Below are 20,216 nucleotides of genomic sequence, written 5' to 3'. Positions count from 1 at the left end.
GATGCTTTTGACACATATGGCCCCGCCGTCGCCGATCGCTCGATTGTCGCCCGAAAAAAGTTGAAGTATTTTTTGCCGCCTTTTACCTGCTGAGACGCCAATCCGTCAAGCATTTGGTCAGAAATTGGTCAAGTTGCGACTGATACGGTCGGCATCGACAGCCAAAACCGATAGAAGTTTTGGCCCAAGAAGCAGGGAGGTTCCCATGGCATATTACTGGCCCCAGTACGGCATCGCCATCGAAGTCGACGACGATCCCCATCTCCTGCCTTTCGACGAAGAGGCATTCCCCGATACGACGGTCTACCACGTTACCACCGATGTGATCTGCGACCCCGAGTCGTTCTCGGCGCTCGCCCACCACATCGCGCATATCCACGACATCGAGCTCCCTCCCGACTTCGACGAGCTTGCTTACTCGCGCCGCCTGATGCTTCACATGCTCTTTGGAGCGGACCCGTCCACCTTTGCGCGCATCTATACCGCCAAGGATGCCGCATGAGCGCGAAGAGGCCACCCCACTTTGTAGGCCTGGGTCGTCGCAAAAAGCTCATCGTTGCCTGTTTGGCCATCGTCTGCGCCCTTGTCGCCGTAGGACTATACGCTTGGCAGTCGCAGCCCGTACCCGAGGCGGGCGCTTCGGTTACGACGGCCGAGGGCAAAACGCGTCAGGAAATCCAAGATGAGCTCGACGCTATCGTCCGCGACAACATGATGACGATTTCGGTCGCGCCGGTCGCTCAGCTGCAGGAGGACGGCAAGCTGCGCGTCAACGTGCAAAACGTCCAAGACAATAAATTTCCCCAGCGATTCCGCGTCATCCAAAACGACGAGACCATGTACGAATCCGGTGTGGTCGAGACCGGCAAGACAATCGAGACGTGCCCCGCCGGCGACATCAAAGAAGGCGAGGCGTACATCGAGATCCAGGCGCTTGAGGCCAAGACCTATGACAGCCACGGCAACCCGACACGCGTCAAGGTACGGGTTGAGCAAGCCGAGAACTAGCTTTTCCGGCCGACGCGGCACCGCACGCAATTCACCAGCATTCGTCCAATCATCGCGGGGACGGCCCGCGGCGAATAGAAAGGAACGACCATGGACATCACCAGAAACATGAACGGAGCCAGAGCGCTCGTCGTGGGCGCAGGGCTCGCGCTCGCGCTCGCAATGGGCGCTGCCCCGACGCCAGCTATGGCGGCCGGGCGCGTTGGAACCACGAAAGTAATGGTCAGGACCGAGATCGACAACGTTGAGTTCAAAGTTCCGACGGTTATTCCCTTCGTCGCCAAGGCCGACGGCACGCTTCAGGGCCCCTCAGAAGACGCGACCACCATCGACAATCATTCGGCCTACGGCATCCATGTCACCAACATGAAGATCGACGCCATGAACACCTGGACCATTGCTGCCGACGCCAAGGCCGGAACCGCGCAGAACTCCATCGACTTTAAGGTCGGCCCCGACGGCGCACTCCAGAACGCCAGCGCCGCAATGCAGGGGACGGGCCTCGATCTTTCCAAGAATGCAGCCTTCGACATGGGCTACCAGGGCATTGCCGGCGGCACAGACAAAATTAAGCTCAAGACAAGCGGAAACGTCGCCCGCGTCACGCGCGACATCTTCCACGTAACCGGCGAAGGCGATCAGGTTGCAACGATCACCTGGACGGTCGAGCCCGGTGTGCACACGGCATAAGGCCGTCGCCCTGGCCGCCGCCGTCAGCATCCTAGCGTTTGGGCCAGCCATGGCCTTTGCCCAGCAAGAACAGGCGCAGGCCGCCACACAAGTGACGGTCGACCTCTCGGAGCTCGACCGCGGCGACCGCGAAGAACCGTTGGCGCAGACAGGCGATGGACGTTGGCTCTTGGCAGCAGGCGCCACAGCAGCAGGCGCGGGAACCGCCGGCCTCGGTCTGCACATCAAACGCAGCCAGAAACAAAACACGGACAGGCCGCACTAAATTAGCTAAGGAGACCCCATGGCATCGAAGAACCTTTTGCCCGTCGTCGCACTTTGCGGCGCGCTCGCAACCGGAACGCCTGTCGCCGCTTGGGCGACTCCCGTCATGGCAGACTCCTTACCAGCAGCCCTAAGTTCCGCCCCAAATCCGTCGAGTACCATTGCGTGCGAGCGTTTTTCGATCGCACAGGCCGCGGTCTCAACCTCGGGATGCCTTCGTCGTGATACGGACGGCTCGATAGTCGTGGATATCAAGCGTTCGAACAAGGCAAACGGCTCCCAGGCGGGGTGCACCGTCTGCACGTGGCGCTCGGTTGTGCTCGATGCGGATGGCGATCCATGCAATTTAGAGCTGCGCATCGACATCGCTTCGGTCGATGACTCGGCGAACGGAGCGAAGGTCGCCTTCGACGGTACGTTTTTTGAGAAAGGAGGCGGTATATGTCTGGGCTGCGCCGCCGCGAATGCAGATGATGCGCAGCCCACCCTCTCATTCACGGCATCGTTGCGGCTGACCAAAGCCGGTACCGATGCCATCGCGGCGGGAGAAGCGTCCCTGCTGTTCTACGCCGTCAGCACCAAAGACACAGACGCTCATTTCGAGAAGCCAGCCGGATCACTCAGCCTTACACGAGGGATAGAGGCAGGCCCTATTGAAATCGATGCCCACGCGCAAAGCAGGCAACGCATTCTTGCCGACCCGGCGCTTCTCGAAATGGAGTGGAACGGATCAGGAGCCATCGGAATTCTCCCCTCCGCGCTTGACGCCAAGACGCTCCCCTCAAACGACGAACCCATCAATGCAACCATACAAGAAGAGAGCGCGGACAAAGAAGCAGGTGCGGGCGACACGCCGTCGCCGACAAACAGCGTCCCAGCTTCTTTCGAAGCATCGAATGAGCCCGCTGCCGTTCCAAACGACCCCGAGCTCGCGGACAGCCTGGGGCTTGCTGATCCTCAAGAAATTGATGAGGGTAACTGCTGCGTGCTTGCCGCGCTCGACCACACAGAGGTCATCGACGCTGCGAACATCGAAGTTGCCGCCGCCAATCAGCCCGTCCGCAAGTCGGCCATCATCGCATTTCCCGAATCCATCGAAGTCGTCTTTTTGCCATCGGGCGAGGTCGTGGCCCCAACACTGCTCACCTTGTTGGGCGCCAAGAATACTCGAAACGAAATTAAAAAGGTCACGGTTGTCGACCCTGTAACCACCGCTAAACTGCGTCTATACGCCGTTGCCCCAGACGGAGGCAAGACCTTGGAATTCGATGGCGACACACTCCTAGCCTGGCGACGTCTGGACATTATGCAAGACGTCTCGTATCAGATCGAACTCGTAGGGTTTGATCGTGCCCGCGATGCCAATATCATCGCCGCGGCTATTGAATCCCCACAGCGGCTTATGACGTTGCGCTTTGACTACTATCCCTATGTCCCGACAACCACCTGAGGCTTAAATGCTGCGCACCATTCCTAATACCACTTATATAACGTATTAGATGAGTCGCGATGTGCCTCGCATTTCGTTCTGCTACGATTGCCACGTTGGCATCAATACAGGAGGGCTCATGCCGGGCTTGGGAACAATCATCAACGTTGTGCTTTTAGTTGCGGGCGGTCTTTTGGGATTAGCGGGCGGCCGCTTCATTACACCGCGCATTCAAGACACGCTCATGAAAGCATCGGGGCTGTGCGTCCTGTTTATCGGCCTTGGCGGCACCATGCAAAAGATGCTCCTTATCGATGGGAAGGCGCTGGCGACCACTGGTACCACCATGCTCATTGTCTCGTTCGCCCTCGGCTCGCTCATCGGCGAGGCCATCAACTTGGAGGCCGCCATTGAGAACCTTGGCGAATGGCTCAAGCGCAAAACCGGCAGCGAGGGCGATAACGAGTTCACCAACGCTTTTGTCTCGACTTCACTCACCGTGTGTATCGGCGCCATGGCCATTGTGGGATCGATCCAGGACGGCCTGCTCGGCGACTGGTCCACGCTTGCCCTCAAGGGCGCGCTGGACTGCATCATCGTCTGCACCATGACGGCGTCGCTTGGCCGCGGCTGCATTTTCTCCGCCCTGCCCGTCGCTGTGTTCCAGGGGACAATCACGCTGTTTGCCGGCGCACTCTCCCCCATCATGACTACGGCAGCCCTCGACAGCCTTTCGCTTGTGGGCTCCATGCTCATCTTCTGTGTTGGCGTTAACCTTATTCGACCTCAGACCTTCCGCACGGCCAACATGCTCCCCTCCGTCGTCGTGGCGGTCATCTACGCCCTCTTGTTCTAAATCTATCTACACAGCGGTATCTCGAACATCTGTTTGATGCTGTGCTATGATATGAGGTCACCGAAGCTGCGTTAGGAGAGGAGAAGCGGTGGCCGACCAGGACATCAAGATGCTCATCGAGCGCATTATGGCCGAGGCCCGGACCCATCAGTCCGCTCGCTTCTCACATGAGGTCTACGCAGACGAGCCGATTCTCAAGACCGGCCGACAGATGCAGAACTTCCTCCCCGACCAGTACCGCAAGATGCGTGAGATATCGCGTTGGCAAGAAGACCCCAAGGGCGGCGCGGGCCGTTGGCTTTCGGAAGCCGAGCTTTTCTACCGCCAAGGCCTGCTGATGGCCGACTTTGAGGACGACTGCCCCTACAACGGCACCTTTAAGTCGTACTTTCCCACCTACAACGCCATGAGCGACCGGCAGTTGCGCGGCTACTTTACCTGGCGTGCCCAAGTGCGCCGCGGAACCGTCGAGGAAACGTCTACGTCCTTCGCCTTTCTGTATCTCTATGAGCTGATTTGCGGCATTGGCGTAGATGACCCGCTCGATGGTTTTAACAAGATCAAGGCCTTTTGGGATGCCTACCGCGCCTTCGAGCCCGACATCGACCGGTTTGCACGCGTGTGGTTGCAGGACTACGCCGTGTTCCACGGGCTTGACCCCAAGCTGCTTCGTGATTCTAAAACCGTCATGTTCGATAACGCCCTTATCGAGCTGCGGCGCGCGGCACGAGACCTTGTACCAGCACCGGCGCCGTCCGGCCAGACCCCCAAGCGTCGCAAAACCTCCGAGCCCACGCTCCCCCTTCCGCCCGATGAGGTGCGCGAGGAGCGACTCATGGCCGCCATCAACGCCCTCTCCACGTACAACCTAAGTAACTCGCGGCTCGACCGCAGCCACCACCGCGATCTGCGCCACGTGGCATGCGCCGTGTATGTCCGCATGGCGCGCTACTATGACACGCACCGAAAGACCGGCATCGTGGCGAGTTTATTTGGGGAGGAGACGGCCATGCCCTACACCATGTTTGCCTCGGCCGTATTCTTTGCGCCCGAGCGCCACGAGGACTGCGAATACCGCCTGGATCCTATCCATATCTACCGTTGCCAAAACGGCTTTTGGGAATGTATGCGTATCCATGGCAGTAGGCAAAAGAGCAGCAAGCTCGGTGAAATGATGCGCGCCTGCGACCAACGCCTGCGCCTGGCGCTGGACCCCGCCCATCCCCTTAAGGAAGAAAAGGTCCCCAAATATCTGGCCAAGATTATCGATGACGAGATTGTGGCATGGCTTTCATGGGACGCCGCACACCAGCCCGTCAAGATCGATATCGATCTGAGTCAGCTGGGGCACATTCGAAGCGCCGCCGCGCAAACGCGTGAAGCGCTTTTGATCGATGAAGAGCGCGAGGACGGCGCACCTGTGGAAGCCGAGGCGGCGGACTCAGGGCAACCGGAAGCCGAGCCCGTAGCCGACGCGATTGTCGAGGCGGTCGCGGCACCCATTCGGCAGGACGAGACCGACGAGCCGACCATATCCACCGAACAGTTTGGTGTCGTGGCACCGCTTCTCGCGCCGACGCCCGCGTTCGCAGCTGCTGCGCCCGCTGACGCCGCGACCGAACTCGCGCCCGCCGCAACCGCGTATCTTCGCGCACTGCTCGAGCAAAACGCAGCGCAAGCGACATCGGCAGTGGCGCACTCGGGCCAGAGCGAGGACATGCTCGTCGATACCATCAACGAGGCGCTCTTTGACCTGGTGGGCGACACCGTAATTGAATTTAGCGCGGCAGGGCCGCAGATTATCGAGGATTACGAAGCAGACGTGAGAGGATACCTAGACCATGAGTGATACCACATCCGCAGCGCCCCGCGTACCCAAACGCGTCGCTGCCGTTATCCTAAACTCGCTCAAGGGCGGCGTGGTCCCGCGCATCGGCCTTCCCTATATCACCGTGGGACGCGAGGTCGAGATTCGCGCCCTGCTCACCGATCTGAGTCTCATCGCCGACGGTGGCGCGAGCTTCCGCTTTCTGGTCGGTCGTTACGGCGCCGGCAAGAGCTTTTTGCTCCAGACCATCCGCACGCACGCCATGGGTGAGGGATTCGTCGTCGCCGATGCCGACCTATCCCCTGAGCGCCGCCTGCAGGGCGGCCAGGGACAGGGCCTTGCCACCTACCGTGAGCTCATCCGCAATATATCGACCAAGACGCGCCCCGAAGGCGGCGCGCTCAACCTTATCCTGGATCGCTGGGTCGCCTCGTGCGCGGACGCCGATGAGTCGGCTATCAATGCCCAACTCGCTCCGCTCGAGGAAATGGTCCACGGCTTCGACTTTGCCCGCATGCTCCGTCGCTATCGCGCGGCCGTTTCCGAGGGCGACGAGGAGACCATGAGCCGCGTGACCAAGTGGATCCGAGGCGAGTACCGAACCAAGAGCGAGGCGCGCGCCGAGCTGGGCTCCTCGACCATCATCAGCGATGACGACTGGTACGACTACGTCAAACTCATCGCACGCTTTTTGGTCTGCAGCGGCTACAGGGGCATGCTGGTGCTCATCGACGAACTCGTAAACCTGTACAAGATTCCCAACGCCATCACGCGCCAGTACAACTACGAGAAAATCCTCACCATGTACAACGACACGCTCCAGGGCAAGGCGCAGTACTTGGGCATGATCATGGGCGGCACGCCGACCTCCATCGAGGACCGCCGTCGCGGCGTATTCTCCTACGAGGCTCTGCGCAGCCGGCTCGCTCAGGGTCGCTTTGCACGCGAGGACCTTAAGGACATGCTCGCGCCCATCATCCGCTTGCAGCCGCTCACCTACGAGGAGCTACTGGTGCTGATCGAAAAACTCATGCAAATTCACGCCGGCTACTTTGGCTGGACGCCCACGCTTACCGAGAACGACTTGGTGGACTTCCTCAAGATTGAGTTTGGCCGCGTGGGAGCCGATACGCACCTGACGCCTCGCGAGGTCATTCGCGACTTTATCGAGCTGCTCGACATCCTATGCCAGAACCCCGATGCCAACGTTGCCGAGCTACTACAAAGCGTCGGCGGTGACGCGCTGGCGCCAGCAACCGCAACAGGCGACACCGATACCGCAGGTGGCGACCGTAACTTCGCCGAATTCACCATCTAACCTGCCAAAAAGGGACAGGTTTATTTTGGTAGGTTTTATCTGGGCGAACGTTGAGACAGTAATGCAGCAAGCCACTGACCACCGCGTTAAGAGGTTCGTATATGAGAGGAGGCCCCGTGAACGCCTTTGACCGCTACGCCCCGTTTATCCAAGACTTCATCTACTCCCACGATTGGGATAGCCTGCGCTCCATTCAGGTTGCGGCAGCAGATGCCATCTTTAACACACAAGACAATGTGCTCCTGACGGCATCCACGGCATCCGGCAAAACCGAAGCGGCCTTCTTTCCCATCCTGACCGAGTTTTGGGAGAACCCGCCCGCAAGCGTTGGCGCCCTCTACATCGGCCCCCTCAAGGCACTCATCAATGATCAGTTCGTCCGTCTCAATGACCCGTGCGAAGAGGCCGACATCCCCGTCTGGCACTGGCATGGCGACGTCTCGCAATCGCACAAAGCTAAGCTCATCAAAAAACCGAGCGGCATCTTGCAGATTACGCCCGAGTCACTCGAGGCGCTCTTAATCCATAAGCACATGGCGATCCCGCGCATGTTTTGCGACCTACGCTACGTGGTCATCGATGAGGTCCACTCGCTCATGCGCGGCGATCGAGGCGGGCAAACGCTCTGCCTTATCGAGCGACTCTCGCGCATGGCCGGCGTGCAGCCTCGCCGCATTGGCCTTTCGGCCACCATCGGGGACCCGGAACGCACGGGTGCCTTTCTCTCACAGGGAACGGGGCGCAACTGTGTTATCCCCCGCTTTGAAGAACCGCACCGCGTATGGCGCATCTCCATGGAGCACTTCTACAACTCGGGCCCCCAGGCACAGCAGCGGGGATTCATGGGCACAGGTCCTCAAGAGGCCGAAGTGCTCGCGTGCGAGCGCATCGAGGCAGCGGCATCCGCGGCGCTGCCGGCCGGTGCTCAAGACATGCGTCACAGCGGACAACTCACGCAAGAGGAGCGCCGCCAACGTCGCGAGCAGGCACGGGGCAAGGCTGCCCCCAAGGACCGTCGTACTTCCTCAGCCCCCGAGGGCGAAGTCGACATCCCGCAGGCAACCGAACAGGCACTGCTCAACCCCACCGACACCGCACCCGACAACGCCGACCCCGGCATGGGCTACATCTTTGAGCATACCCGCGGCCGCAAGTGCCTGGTCTTTGCCAACTCGCGCGAGGAGGCAGAGGCCGTGTGCTCCATGTTGCGCAGCTACTGCGAGAGCCGGCACGAGCCAGACCGCTTTCTAATCCATCACGGCAACCTTTCGGCATCGCTGCGCGAGACGGCCGAGGAGCTCATGCGCGACGAAGAGCAGGCGCAGACGACCGTCACCACCTCCACGCTGGAGCTCGGCATTGATATCGGTCGCCTGGAGCGCGCGTTCCAGATTGACGCGCCGTTTACCGTCAGCTCCTTTTTGCAGCGCATGGGGCGCACAGGCCGTCGCGACCTTCCGCCCGAGATGTGGTTTGTCATGCGCGAGGAAGAACCCGAGCCGCGCACGATGATGCCCGAAACGATACCCTGGAAGCTCCTGCAGGGCATCGCACTCGTACAACTCTATCGCGAGGAAAAGTGGGTCGAGCCGCCCGAGCTCGATCGACTCCCCTACAGCCTGCTCTACCACCAGACCATGTCGACGCTCGCCAGCACCGGCGAGCTCACGCCGGCCGAGCTTGCTCAGCGCGTGCTCACGCTCAGCTATTTCCACCGCGTCTCGGCCGATGACTATCGCGTACTGCTGCGCCACCTCATCAAGATCGACCACATCCAGGTCACCGAGGGCGGTGGGCTCATCGTGGGTCTCGCGGGCGAGCGCATCATTAACAACTTTAAGTTCTACGCTGTGTTCCAGGAAAACGAGGAGTTCACCGTTCGCAGCGAGTCGGCCGAGTTGGGCACGATCGTCAATCCGCCACCGCCCGGTGAGCGCATCGCCATAGCCGGGCACTGCTGGATAGTCGAGGAAGTGGACTGGAAGCGACACACCGTCTTTGCCACGCAAGTCAAAGGTCGTGTGCCGGCATACTTTGGCGACTGCCCCGGCGACATTAACACGCATGTACTCGAGCGCATGCGCAAGGCGCTCAACGAGCACGCGGCATATCCGTACCTCATGGGCAACGCACGGGCACGCCTTGCACAGGCTCGTCATACCGCCGAGATTTCGGGTGCGGGGACCAAACCGCTCATCAACCTGGGTGGCGACACCTGGGTGCTCTTCCCCTGGTTGGGCAGCTACGCCTTTCTGGCGCTCGAACGTATGCTCAAGATTAAGTGTGCCGCGGAGCTGGGCCTTCGCGGGCTCGATCCGTCGCGTCCATACTTTATGCAGTTTAAGATGAAGGCCGACGAGGAGACGTTCTTTGAGGTGCTCGCAGCCGAGGCCGAAAAGGACTTCGACCCCATCGAGCTCGTCTATCCCGGCGAGGTGCCTTACTTTGATCGTTACGATGAGTTCGTTCCCGAAGAGCTCGTGCGCAAGGGCTTTGCCGAAGGCGTGCTCGACATCGAAGGCATGAAGCAGCGCGTTCTCGGCTGGCGCGACCACGCCTAAGACCAGTCTTTTTTGGGACGGGGCTTGTTGAGCTACTTTGGGCATGACCAAGAAGTAGCTAAAAGAGCCCCACCACAAACAGACTGGTCGCAGGGAGACGTGCTAGTCGTGGAGAGCAGTGCCGAGGAAGTCGGTGTCGAAGGGCACAGCTTCGGCAAAGACATAGTCGCCGTCGCTGGCGATGAGCAGGTAGTTTTCCTCGCCGCCGAACTTCGCATCGCCACATGGGACCACCCAGGCATGGGCGAATACCTCGAGTGCCGTGGCAGCGCAGTCGCGCAGGAACGTCACGTCGCTCCCCTCGTTTGCGCTCACGATATTGGCGACGTAGACGCCACCAACATTTAGGCTGCCCCGCACTAAACGCAACGCCTCAACCGTCGCCAACTCGCGTACGGGCTCGGCACCGCCAAAGCAATCGCTCACGACCGCGTCATAGCGACGATGGCCCACGCTCGTCACACCCAGATACGAGCGAGCCTCAGCGGTTATCACCCGCAGGCGATCGCCCGCCGCGCGCTCCAGCTCGTCTAGGTAGAACCAGCGGCGCGCCAGGCGCGTAATCTCTCCGTCATACTCGATGACGTCCATGCGCAAGCCCTCGTGCGACATCAGGGCGAATTTAGGATAGGCAAACCCGCCGCCGCCCAGCATAAGAATGCGGTCGATACCGTGACCATAAGCGTCGCGCATCGCATCCTCGGCCTCAAACACGTCGTTAAACGCGCGATAGTACGCAAAGACGGGCTCCGCCCAGCGCTCACCAACGTAACTCGCGCTTTGGTAGACGCCGCCTTGCACCAATACGCGGACTTCGTCGCCGCCCTCGTCGTGCACGCGTTTCACACGCGCCAAGCCATTGCGGGTTCGCGCAACCTGCAGACAGGCAGCACGAACAGCGACAGCGGCCGCACCAAGCGCCGCGGCTCCCAGAGCAACGCCGGCAACGACGCCGGCAGAAACACTCGGCTTGTTCATCTAGAGCTCCTTTTGCAGATAAAGGCCATGGTCATAAAATCCAAGATGGCGATAGTACTCGCGCGTGCCAATCGCGCTAATCACGTTGATACGCGCATAACCCGCATCCCGGGCAATCTCGCACGCACGCTCTACGAGCAAACGCCCCAACCCGTGATGTTGCGCCGCCTGGCCCTGATCGCCCACGCGCGCCGCCATGCCATACACGTGCACCTCGCGAATCATCGCCTCGTCCGGCGTCGTCGGCAACTCGTCCGCATGTGCGGCAACAAACGAATGGTCGGGCAGCGACAACCGCAAAAAGCCCGCGATCTTGCCCCGCGGCGTCACCCACTGCAAAAAGCGCTCGTGAGTCACCGGCGTCTCGTACGCCACTTCCTCATCAAGAGAAAGCTCATCCAAGTCGGCACCCGCGGTACTGATCTCGCGATAGCGAATCTCGCGCACCACTGTGCCTTCTCCACGAGCCGCCAAGCGATTCTCGACGAGCTGACGCAGGTTGGGCTTCTTGTTGCCCACCATGATGTCATCGGAGCTAAAGTCGCGGATCATGCGACTGATGCGGCAGAACGCCGGCGTCACCACGATGTCATCGGCCAGTACATCGAGCAGCTCCTCCTCGGTATAGGGACGCCACTTGCCACGCTCATAGCAGCCCACCAGACGCGAGCCCTCGATGAGTGCACACGGATAGACTTTGACCTCGTCGGGCATAAAGGCCCCCTCGGTCACAAAGCGCTCGTAGTCGCGCTTGTCCCCTTCGGGCGTGGCGCCCAGCAAGTTGAGCATAAAATGCGCGTGAATCTTAAAGCCAAACAGGCGCGCAAGCGAAAACGCCCGCTCGATCTGCGCCACCGAAATGCGCCGCTCGTTGATATCGAGCAGGTGCTGGTCGAGGCTCTGGATGCCCATCTGGATCTTGGTGCAGCCCAGGCGGCGGATAAGCGTGAGGGCCTTCGGCGTTACGGCATCGGGGCGCGTCTCGATAACGAGTCCCACCACGCGATGCTTCGCCGTCTCGTTGATGCGCTGTTGACGTTCAAGCTCCTCCATCGTTGCCGTCTGCCACTCGGCGACTTCGCCCCACGGCGTACCGGGGCCGTACAGACGACGCACCGCACGGTTGTAGCCGCCCACGGCAGCATCCACACGCCCCTGGTCGTCGGCAACGCCGGCAGCAAGCTCGACCTCGTCTGTCGCAATGCCGGCTGCCCGATAGCGCTCGCGACGCTCCGCTACCACCGGCGGCAGGGCATCGGCGGGAGCGTCATCGAGCAGGCGCCCCGCCTCGGCACGACTGATGCCCGGACGCGCCAACATGGGGTTTGCCGCCACGCCGGCGACGGCATCGTCATTGAGCGCACGGAAAAGCTCCGACATAAACCACGTCTGATACCCTTCCGGATAGTCGCTCCAGGTGCCACCGAGCACGATGAGCTCTATCTTATCGGTCGCATGCCCCATCTGCGAAAGCGCCGTCAAACGGGCGCTCACCTGCAGATATGGATCGAAGCAGTTTTGCTCTGCACGGGCGCACGCCGGCTCGGCGTGCAGATAGCTTTTGGGCATGCGCAGGTCGTTGGGGCAAAACAGGCAATCGCCCGAGCACGGCCACGGCTTGGTGATGACGGTAATGGTCGCTACGCCCGAAGCCGTGCGACGAGGCTTCATGCGTAGCACCTGCAGCAGTTGACGCTCTAGCTCGGCGTCGACATTCCATACCGTCCAACGAGCCGGCTCCTCGCGCTTCACCCGCTGGTAAAACGGCAGCAGGCGACGCTTGGCCAGATCGCGCTTGTCGGCACCCTCACGGCGTGCCTCGGCATGTATCAGTTTGACGAGCGCTTTGTCGTCCACGGTCTCGCCGCGACGCAGAGCCTCGAGTATGTTCAAGATAATCTGTTCCATGCCCCCATTGTAAAGGCAAAGGCGCCGAAGCCAATCTCGGCTTCGACGCCTTCACCAAACAGCGCGTCTATATCTTCGCCTAGGCTTTCGTCTGCCTCACTACTCCGAATCAAACGACATGTCGCCCGAACCGACCTCAAAACGATACGTGGCAGACTTATCGCCGTTATCGAATTCAAGATTCAAAACGGTCTCGCCGTCGTAGCCAAGCGGAAGGAAATCGCTCTCGAAGTCGCCGCTGCCCAAGGTGAGGCTCGCCTTAAAGCCCGTCGAGTTCGGAACCGTCATCTCCACATCGCCCGAGCCCACGCTCACGTCCATCGACTTCGCGGGGGCCTGGTAGAGCTCGAACGTCACATCGCCCGAACCGACCTCGGCATTCAGGGTATCGGTCACGGTACCCGTAAACTCGACGTCTCCCGAGTCCAAAGTCAGGTTGAGGTCATGACACGCAATGCCCGCGACCGTCAGATCACCCGATCCCACATTCGCTGTGATGCCCACCATGTTATCGGCAACATCGCGCGGCAGTTCGACGGTAACCGTGCGGTCAATGGCGCGCTCGTCATCGCAATCGAACTGGCGAATCTTGAGCGTAGAACCCTTGATTTCGGCCAGGTTCTGGGTTGCCGCATCGAAGGCAACGGTCCCCGTTGCCACGCGACCGCTTTCAATTACGCGCACTGGCCCGCCGGAGACGTGTTTGACCTCGACCGTGCCCGACGTCACGTCCAAATCAAGCGATGTGAACGCGTCGGCATCAAACGTTTCGCTCGAAAGCTGTTGAGGCCGAGCGGAATAGTTACCGCTATCCAAAAGATCGTCCTCGTCAAGCGCATCGTCCATACCAGACAAGCCGGATACAACATCGTCGAGATCCCACGGACCATCAAAATGAATCAATGTCCGCGAAACGCCAAAGACAAGCCCAACAATGAGCACAAACGCTCCGATGCCAACACCCAGGCGTACCTTGGATTCATGCGAAAGCTTCATCATTCGTCACCCTCTTTGGCACATGGCTCAGCGGTGGTCGTGGTAGCCACGTCAGCATCGGGTTCCGCAGAAGCATCCTTCCCCTGGGCCTTGATCGCCACCGACGCCGGACCAACCTGAATATCCCCGCGCGCCCAATCACCATCGAGCGCACGCGCCACCCAGTGATAGATGGGAATCGTAAAGAAGATCAGCGCGGCAAAGGGGCCGGCACCAAACAGGAACATCAGCAAAAAGAACAGCAGCCAGCACACGGCCCAATACGGGAACGACTGGAACGGGCCCTTCACCGGAGTCGAGCCAACCGCGGTGCCACTCGTCGCCTGCGCCGTAGCGGCATTGGCGGCCTGCGCACTCCAGCTTGCCGCCTGCGCCGCCTTGGCTGCGGCATCACTTGCCTGCGTAGCTGCCTCCGTGGCGCGTGCCGCCGCCTCATGGGTGCGAGCACGCTCTGCCGCCTCGGCCTCGCGCTGACGGGCGCGGTCCTCGTTCTCAAACTCGATATCGTCCTCGATCTCGTCGCTCGGATTGAGCAGCTCGTCCAGGCTCACGCCATAGAGTTTGGCGAGCGAGATCAGGTTCTCGGTATCGGGCGAGCTCTCCGCGCGCTCCCATTTACTGACTGCCTGGCGCGACAGCCCCAGCTTTCGCGCCAGCCCTTCTTGGCTAAAACCCTTGCTGCGACGAAGGTCGGCGAGCCGCTGCGCAGTTTCTACATTCATGGTTCCTCCTATGTGATGCCAGCCGTGCCGCCGGACCGTTTTTGTTCTTAAGGCGCCTTGCACAGTTAAAAATCTATCCGCCACCGCCAAGAGCATGCCACCTATTCTAGTGAGATTTTTGACAACCGGCGGTTGCGGGCACATATGAGCTGCGGAAATGTGTCCAAACAAAGCAATGACCCGTAGCTTGGTTGTCCCCGTTGCGGCGTTAACGGTAGTATGGTCGTACTGTTTATTCCGCACCGCCAACGGAGGGAGTCCCGCGCCGTGAACCGCGATTTCGCCTCATCGCTCATCCAGCTCAACAACACGTTCTATCGCGAGCACTCCGCCTCCTTCTCCGATACGCGCCAGGCCCCGTGGCCCGGCTGGGTACGCACCATGGACATCGCGCTCGGGCAGCTCGACGTCGCCACGATCGAGCATCCCGTCCGCGTCTTCGATCTCGCCTGCGGCAATATGCGATTCGAGAACTTTGCAGCCGGCGGCGCACTTGCCGCCAAGGGTGTCGACGGCGCAAACCCCTCGGCAGATGCCAGCTGCCCGTTTGAGTTCTATGGCGTCGACTCGTGCCAAGACCTGGCCATCGATGCACATGGCCACGCGCTTCGCATTCCCAACCTGCACTTCCAGGAACTCGACGTGCTCGACGCCCTCATGAAGCTCAACCCCGCCGAAACACCCGACGTGCTTTTCGACGCCCCGCTCGCCGACATCTCGGTCTGCTTTGGCTTTATGCACCACGTGCCGTCGTGCGAGTACCGCGTACGCGTGCTCGACGCCCTGGTGCGGCAGACGCGCCCGGGCGGCATCATCGCCATCAGCTTTTGGGAGTTTATGAACGATGAGCGCATGGCGCGCAAGGCCGTTCGAGCCGAAGCCCGTGCCGAGCTCACCCCGCCGTTTGAGGGTTACGATTCCGCGCAGTTTGAAGCCGGCGACCACCTCATTGGCTGGCAAAACGACCGCCACGCCTACCGCTATTGCCATCACTTTGACGATCAGCAGATCACCGACCTGGTGCGCGGCGTCCGTACGTTCTACAAGAGCGGCGAGGTCCCCGTGCGCGAGCTTGAGCGCTTCCATGCCGATGGTCGCAGCGGCGAGCTCAACCGCTATGTAATCCTCAAGCGCCTGTAGGCACCGACGACTCGCCGCCGGGCCGCACCACATCTTTCGGGCAAACTATGCCCACCCTTTTTTCAACCCATTGACGGAACGCGCAGCTATGCGTTCCATACTTATGACCAAGGAGCCTCATGGGAGCCGTCCACGTTCGCACGCCTAAGAACTTTGTGCTCGAGGAGCGCCTGGAGCGCTACGTCGATGCGATTGAGACGAACCCTGAAATCTATGCCGGAGATTGGCGCGAGGCCTGTGCGCCAGTTGGCAGCAAGCCCTTTGAACACCTTCACCTGGATCTTGGCTGTGGCAAGGGAACGTACCTTGTAGAGCGCGCGGCCCACGAGCCAAACACCCTCTTTATCGGTATGGACCAGGAGCCCATCTGTATCGCCTATGCCGCGCAGAAAATCTGCGAGCAGGAACTGACCAACGCACTCGTCCTGCCCCGAAGCGCCGCATCGCTGCCGCAGCTGTTTGCCGCAGGCGAGCTCGATGCCATCACCATCAACTTTCCCACGCCGCAGCCCAAGGCCAAGTACGCCAAAAAACGACTCGTCCATGTCGACCATCTGATGCTCTACCGCCCGCTCTTTGCAGCCGGCACCACCGTCACGCTGCGCACCGACAGCAAGCCATTGCGCGACTACGCCCTGGGGCAGTTTGCCTCGGCCGGCTACGACACGCTTTGGGTAAGTGACGACGTTCGCCGCGACCATCCCGAGCATCCCGAGACCGAATATGAATGCCGCACGCGCGAAATGGGCGCCGCTGTCTATGGCATCTGCGCCACACCCGGCACGCAGCCAACCGACGAACAGCTCACAGTAGGACGCGCGCAGGAGCAAAGCCTTGCCTGCTACCTGCCCGATAACCTCGATGAGCTCACCTATGTACCTCTGGGCATGGAAGAAGCCGTCGAGAACTTTAGAAACCGCGCCCGCAAAGGCAAGAAGCGCCTGCCGCAAGAGCACTAACTTCAAGCGCCCATTTCCTGCATTTTCTCGCGCGCTGGCACCCCGCGGCGCCGCTACGCCATAATAGTTGGCGGACAATCGCGAGAGAAAGCAACCACATGGCACAGACCACGACAGATACCGCTGCCAGCACCGTTTCCGGTGCCGGGGCCGCCAGCTCATTCTCGGGCGGCACGGGAACCGAAGCCGAGTTTGGCTCGCTCGGCGCGCTCTCCCCCACCTGGTGGGAGCCCGAGGACGGCAGCGAGCCCGAGCCATGGCTCACGGCCGATCAAGCCTTCGAACGCTTCTTTGAATGGACGAGCGATCGCGGCATTGAGCTGTGGGACCACCAAGAAGAGGCCCTCATGGACCTGGCTGCCGGCGATCACGTCATTTTAGGCACACCGACCGGATCGGGTAAATCGCTCGTCGCGCTGGGCATGCTCTTTATGGGCATGGCGCAGGGCAAGCGCTGCTATTACACGGCCCCCATCAAGGCCCTGGTCAGCGAGAAGTTTTTCGACCTTGTACAGGTGCTCGGCCGCGACAACGTCGGCATGATCACCGGCGATACGCACATCAACACCAAGGCGCCCGTCATCTGCTGCACGGCCGAAATCCTTGCCAACGATGCGCTGCGCGAGGGTGAGGACGCCGATGTGGGCTGCGTGGCCATGGACGAGTTCCACTACTTTGCCGACCCCGACCGCGGCTGGGCCTGGCAGGTGCCGCTGCTCACCCTGCCCCACACGCAATTCATGCTCATGAGCGCCACGCTCGGCGATGTCACCGCGATCGCCGCCTCGCTCGAGGAACACACCGGCGCTACCTGCGACCTAGTCGTCGACGCCCCGCGTCCCGTACCGCTGAGCTACGACTATGTGACGACCTCCCTCGAGGGCACCGTCGAGCTCGCGATGCGTCGCGGCGAGGCCCCGCTCTACATCGTGCACTTTAGCCAGGATGCCGCACTTGCGACGGCACAGTCACTCGCCAATTTTGGCATCGCCAGCAAGGAGCAGCGCGAGGCCATCAAGGAAGCGGCCAAGGGCACGAGCTTCTCGACGGCCTTTGGTAAGATTCTCAAGCGCCTGCTTGGATGCGGCGTCGGCGTGCACCATGCTGGCATGTTGCCGCGCTATCGCCTGCTGGTCGAGCGCTTGGCGCAGCAGGGCCTGCTGCCCGTCATCTGCGGCACCGATACGCTCGGCGTCGGCATCAACGTACCCATCCACACCGTGGTGCTCACCGCGCTCACCAAGTTCGATGGCTACAAGATGCGTCGTCTGCGCGCCCGCGAGTTCCATCAGATTGCCGGTCGCGCCGGCCGTTCGGGCTTCGATACCGAGGGCATGGTCATCGCCGAGGCCCCGGAGCACGAGATCGAGAACGCCAAGCTCATGGCCAAGGCGGGCGACGACCCCAAGAAGCTCCGCAAGATTAAAAAGAAGAAGGCCCCCGAGGGCTTTGTCACCTGGAACAAGCAGACCTTTGAGCGCCTGATCGAGACGCAGCCCGAGACGCTCAAGCCGCACCTGCGCATCACACACTCCATGGTGATTAGCGTGGTCGAGCAGGGCAGCGATGCCCGAGCCCGCGTACACGACCTCATCGAGACGAGCTTGCAAACCCCCGAGGAAAAGGCCAAGCTCGAGGTTCGCGCCGACGAGATCTTCGCAACGCTCATCGACTCCGGCGTCGTCGTGCGCACCGAGGTGCCGCCCGCACCCGACGCTCCGGCTGACGCCGCGCCGGACATCGACTATGCGCTGACGGTCGATCTGCCCGAGGACTTCGCGCTCGATCAGCCGCTCTCGCCGTTCTTGCTTGCCGCGTTGGAGCTGCTCGATCCCGAGAGCGAGACCTATACCATGGATCTGATCTCTATGGTCGAGGCAACACTCGAGGATCCCAAGCAGGTGCTGCGTGCACAGGAGCGCGCCGCACGCGATCGCGCCATGGCCGAGATGAAGGCTGACGGCGTCGACTATGAGGAGCGTCTGGAACGCATCCAAGACGTCACGTACGAAAAGCCGCTCGAGGATTTGCTCGACGCCGCCTTTGACAAGTACTGCCAGGAAGTACCTTGGGCCAACGACTACCAGCTCTCGCCCAAGAGCGTCCTGCGCGACATGCTGGAGAGCGCGAGCGACTTTAAGGGCTATATCCAAAAGCTCGGCATCGCCCGCTCCGAGGGCATTCTGCTGCGCTACCTAGCCGAGGCCTACCGTTCCCTCGATCGCACCGTGCCCATCGAGAAGCGCGACGAGCGCCTGCGCGACATTATCTCGTGGCTGGGCTTTGTGGTGCGCTCGGTGGACTCGAGCCTGGTGGACGAGTGGGAGAACGCCGGCAACCCGGCAGCCCTCGATGCCGCGCCGCCACAAGGCATCGACGAAGTCGTGGCAGACCGCCGCGGCTGCACGCTGTTGGTGCGCAACGCGCTCTTCCGCCGCGTGACCCTTGCCGCCCGCGAGCATGTTCGCGACCTGGGCGAGCTCGACGACGACTGGGGCATGAGCGAAATTCGCTGGCAAAAGGCGCTCGATGCCTACCATGAGCAGCACGAGGAAATCCTCACCGACGGAGATGCCCGCAGCGCCGCGATGTTTTCCATCGACGAGTCCGACGAGAAGACCGCGCACGTATGGCACGTGCACCAGATTTTTGCCGACGAGGATGGCGACCACGACTTTGGCATCATGGGCGATGTCGACCTGGATGCCACGCAAGACGGCGGCGAGGTCATCTTCAAAAACTACCGCGTCGGCTTTATCGAGGACCTGCTCGAGGACTAGCCGTACATACTGGAACGAAGCGGGGCCGTTGGCAGTATCGCCAGCGGCCCCGCTTTTGCACTATACGCTATCCCCTACTCGGCATCCTCGACCTCATACGAATCCGCCTCGGCGGGCTCATCGTTTGCCCCTGTCGCAGCCCCGCGCGCCTCGTCAAACGCCGCCTTCATGGTCTTGTTGCCCCAGGTGAGCTTGCGAATGGTAAGATCGTCGGCCTTCTTGTTGGCTAGACGTAAATTGTTCTCGGAGGACAGCAATGCCTCCTTGGTTTTCTGCAGATGGCTAATCGTCTTGTCAATCTCCTCGATCGCCGTCTGGAACTTACGGCTCGCAAGCTCATAGTTGCGGCCGAAGTCGTTCTTGAACTTCTCCATCTTGGCCTCGAAGTTCGTGACGTCGATGTTCTGCTGCTTGTACTCCGCCAGCTCCTGCTTATAGCGCAGCGAACCCATGGCGGCGTTGCGCAGCAGCGTGATCATGGGAATGAAGAACTGCGGGCGGATCACGTACATCTTCTCATAGCGGTAACTCACGTCGACTATCCCTGCGTTATAGAGCTCGCTTTCGGGCTCGAGCAGTGTGCAGAGCACCGCGTACTCACAGCCTTTCTGGCGACGATCGTGATCGAGTTTCTTAAAGAAGTCCTCGTTTTTGTGCTTGGTCGCGGTCTCGTCGTTCTCGTTTTTCATCTCGAACATGATCGAGATAATCTCGTTACCGCTCGCATCGCACTCGCGGAAGATAAAGTCGCCCTTGGTACCCTCGGACGCATCGTTATC

The 20,216-nt window shown here is 60.9% G+C and carries 17 protein-coding genes; 12 read left to right on the top strand and 5 right to left on the bottom strand.

The window, feature by feature from the left end:
* The first annotated feature begins 205 nt into the window (after positions 1–205).
* The 9 genes from ABHR76_RS03930 to ABHR76_RS03890 all read left to right on the top strand — a co-directional run bounded on the left by ABHR76_RS03930 (position 206) and on the right by ABHR76_RS03890 (position 9,954).
* The gene (locus ABHR76_RS03930) at positions 206–502 is read left to right on the top strand and encodes a hypothetical protein (protein ID WP_346976848.1); all 297 of its coding nucleotides are present in this window, start codon (positions 206–208) and stop codon (positions 500–502) included.
* Positions 499–1,008 carry a hypothetical protein gene (locus ABHR76_RS03925; RefSeq protein ID WP_346976847.1) on the top strand — a complete coding sequence of 170 codons (510 nt, stop codon included), beginning with the start codon at positions 499–501 and terminating at the stop codon, positions 1,006–1,008. The genes ABHR76_RS03930 and ABHR76_RS03925 overlap by 4 nt, the downstream gene beginning before the upstream one ends.
* Before the next feature lie 90 nt (positions 1,009–1,098).
* Positions 1,099–1,698: a hypothetical protein gene (locus ABHR76_RS03920; protein ID WP_346976846.1), complete on the top strand. Its 600-nt coding sequence runs from the start codon at positions 1,099–1,101 to the stop codon at positions 1,696–1,698.
* Positions 1,699–1,747: 49 nt separating this feature from the next.
* Positions 1,748–1,963, top strand: a complete 216-nt coding sequence (locus tag ABHR76_RS03915; protein ID WP_346976845.1) for a hypothetical protein — start codon at positions 1,748–1,750, stop codon at positions 1,961–1,963.
* Between the two features lie 243 nt (positions 1,964–2,206).
* On the top strand, positions 2,207–3,412 hold the full coding sequence (locus ABHR76_RS03910) for a hypothetical protein (protein WP_346976844.1): 1,206 nt from the start codon (positions 2,207–2,209) through the stop codon (positions 3,410–3,412).
* Positions 3,413–3,530: 118 nt separating this feature from the next.
* Positions 3,531–4,247: a DUF554 domain-containing protein gene (locus tag ABHR76_RS03905; RefSeq protein WP_346976843.1), complete on the top strand. Its 717-nt coding sequence runs from the start codon at positions 3,531–3,533 to the stop codon at positions 4,245–4,247.
* An 88-nt stretch (positions 4,248–4,335) separates the two neighbouring features.
* On the top strand, positions 4,336–6,096 hold the full coding sequence (locus ABHR76_RS03900; RefSeq protein ID WP_346976842.1) for a TerB N-terminal domain-containing protein: 1,761 nt from the start codon (positions 4,336–4,338) through the stop codon (positions 6,094–6,096).
* Positions 6,089–7,393 carry an ATP-binding protein gene (locus ABHR76_RS03895; RefSeq protein ID WP_346976841.1) on the top strand — a complete coding sequence of 435 codons (1,305 nt, stop codon included), beginning with the start codon at positions 6,089–6,091 and terminating at the stop codon, positions 7,391–7,393. The genes ABHR76_RS03900 and ABHR76_RS03895 overlap by 8 nt, the downstream gene beginning before the upstream one ends.
* Positions 7,394–7,509: 116 nt before the next feature.
* Complete coding sequence (locus ABHR76_RS03890) at positions 7,510–9,954, top strand: DEAD/DEAH box helicase (protein WP_346976840.1); 2,445 nt, start codon at positions 7,510–7,512, stop codon at positions 9,952–9,954.
* A 102-nt stretch (positions 9,955–10,056) separates the two neighbouring features.
* Here the strand turns inward: ABHR76_RS03890 and ABHR76_RS03885 are convergent, their stop codons facing one another.
* The 4 genes from ABHR76_RS03885 to ABHR76_RS03870 all read right to left on the bottom strand — a co-directional run bounded on the left by ABHR76_RS03885 (position 10,057) and on the right by ABHR76_RS03870 (position 14,558).
* On the bottom strand, positions 10,057–10,932 hold the full coding sequence (locus ABHR76_RS03885; protein WP_117769811.1) for a spermidine synthase: 876 nt from the start codon (positions 10,930–10,932) through the stop codon (positions 10,057–10,059).
* On the bottom strand, positions 10,933–12,840 hold the full coding sequence (locus ABHR76_RS03880) for an elongator complex protein 3 (protein WP_117769812.1): 1,908 nt from the start codon (positions 12,838–12,840) through the stop codon (positions 10,933–10,935). It abuts the gene before it with no gap.
* 99 nt (positions 12,841–12,939) lie between these two features.
* Positions 12,940–13,836 carry a DUF4097 family beta strand repeat-containing protein gene (locus tag ABHR76_RS03875; RefSeq protein ID WP_158556895.1) on the bottom strand — a complete coding sequence of 299 codons (897 nt, stop codon included), beginning with the start codon at positions 13,834–13,836 and terminating at the stop codon, positions 12,940–12,942.
* Positions 13,836–14,558, bottom strand: coding sequence for a helix-turn-helix domain-containing protein (locus ABHR76_RS03870; protein WP_117769814.1), 723 nt, complete (start codon positions 14,556–14,558; stop codon positions 13,836–13,838). The genes ABHR76_RS03875 and ABHR76_RS03870 overlap by 1 nt, the downstream gene beginning before the upstream one ends.
* A gap of 267 nt (positions 14,559–14,825) precedes the next feature.
* On the opposite strand from ABHR76_RS03870, the gene ABHR76_RS03865 reads away from it, so the two are divergent.
* The 3 genes from ABHR76_RS03865 (at position 14,826) to ABHR76_RS03855 (ending at position 19,437) form a co-directional block, all read left to right on the top strand.
* Positions 14,826–15,698 (top strand): class I SAM-dependent methyltransferase, encoded by an 873-nt coding sequence (locus ABHR76_RS03865; RefSeq protein ID WP_055250686.1) that lies wholly within the window; start codon positions 14,826–14,828, stop codon positions 15,696–15,698.
* Between the two features lie 119 nt (positions 15,699–15,817).
* Positions 15,818–16,657: a tRNA (guanine(46)-N(7))-methyltransferase TrmB gene (trmB, locus tag ABHR76_RS03860; protein WP_346976839.1), complete on the top strand. Its 840-nt coding sequence runs from the start codon at positions 15,818–15,820 to the stop codon at positions 16,655–16,657.
* Between the two features lie 98 nt (positions 16,658–16,755).
* Positions 16,756–19,437: a DEAD/DEAH box helicase gene (locus ABHR76_RS03855; protein ID WP_346976838.1), complete on the top strand. Its 2,682-nt coding sequence runs from the start codon at positions 16,756–16,758 to the stop codon at positions 19,435–19,437.
* A gap of 74 nt (positions 19,438–19,511) precedes the next feature.
* Here the strand turns inward: ABHR76_RS03855 and ABHR76_RS03850 are convergent.
* Positions 19,512–20,216 (bottom strand): DUF2130 domain-containing protein (locus ABHR76_RS03850; protein ID WP_346976837.1); only part of this gene is annotated, 705 nt, incomplete at its 5' end.

The organism is Collinsella aerofaciens (assembly GCF_039752985.1).
GTDB lineage: Bacteria > Actinomycetota > Coriobacteriia > Coriobacteriales > Coriobacteriaceae > Collinsella > Collinsella aerofaciens_BT.
This window is presented reverse-complemented; position numbering and strand designations above follow the sequence as displayed.

Coding starts and splice junctions, on each gene's coding strand:
- ABHR76_RS03925 (WP_346976847.1), top strand. CDS start 499: ATGAGCGCGAAGAGGCCACCCCACTTTGTAGGCCTGGGTCGTCGCAAA.
- ABHR76_RS03870 (WP_117769814.1), bottom strand. CDS start 14,558: ATGAATGTAGAAACTGCGCAGCGGCTCGCCGACCTTCGTCGCAGCAAG.
- ABHR76_RS03880 (WP_117769812.1), bottom strand. CDS start 12,840: ATGGAACAGATTATCTTGAACATACTCGAGGCTCTGCGTCGCGGCGAG.
- ABHR76_RS03920 (WP_346976846.1), top strand. CDS start 1,099: ATGGACATCACCAGAAACATGAACGGAGCCAGAGCGCTCGTCGTGGGC.
- trmB (WP_346976839.1), top strand. CDS start 15,818: ATGGGAGCCGTCCACGTTCGCACGCCTAAGAACTTTGTGCTCGAGGAG.
- ABHR76_RS03885 (WP_117769811.1), bottom strand. CDS start 10,932: ATGAACAAGCCGAGTGTTTCTGCCGGCGTCGTTGCCGGCGTTGCTCTG.
- ABHR76_RS03855 (WP_346976838.1), top strand. CDS start 16,756: ATGGCACAGACCACGACAGATACCGCTGCCAGCACCGTTTCCGGTGCC.
- ABHR76_RS03930 (WP_346976848.1), top strand. CDS start 206: ATGGCATATTACTGGCCCCAGTACGGCATCGCCATCGAAGTCGACGAC.
- ABHR76_RS03915 (WP_346976845.1), top strand. CDS start 1,748: ATGGCCTTTGCCCAGCAAGAACAGGCGCAGGCCGCCACACAAGTGACG.
- ABHR76_RS03905 (WP_346976843.1), top strand. CDS start 3,531: ATGCCGGGCTTGGGAACAATCATCAACGTTGTGCTTTTAGTTGCGGGC.
- ABHR76_RS03895 (WP_346976841.1), top strand. CDS start 6,089: ATGAGTGATACCACATCCGCAGCGCCCCGCGTACCCAAACGCGTCGCT.
- ABHR76_RS03875 (WP_158556895.1), bottom strand. CDS start 13,836: ATGAAGCTTTCGCATGAATCCAAGGTACGCCTGGGTGTTGGCATCGGA.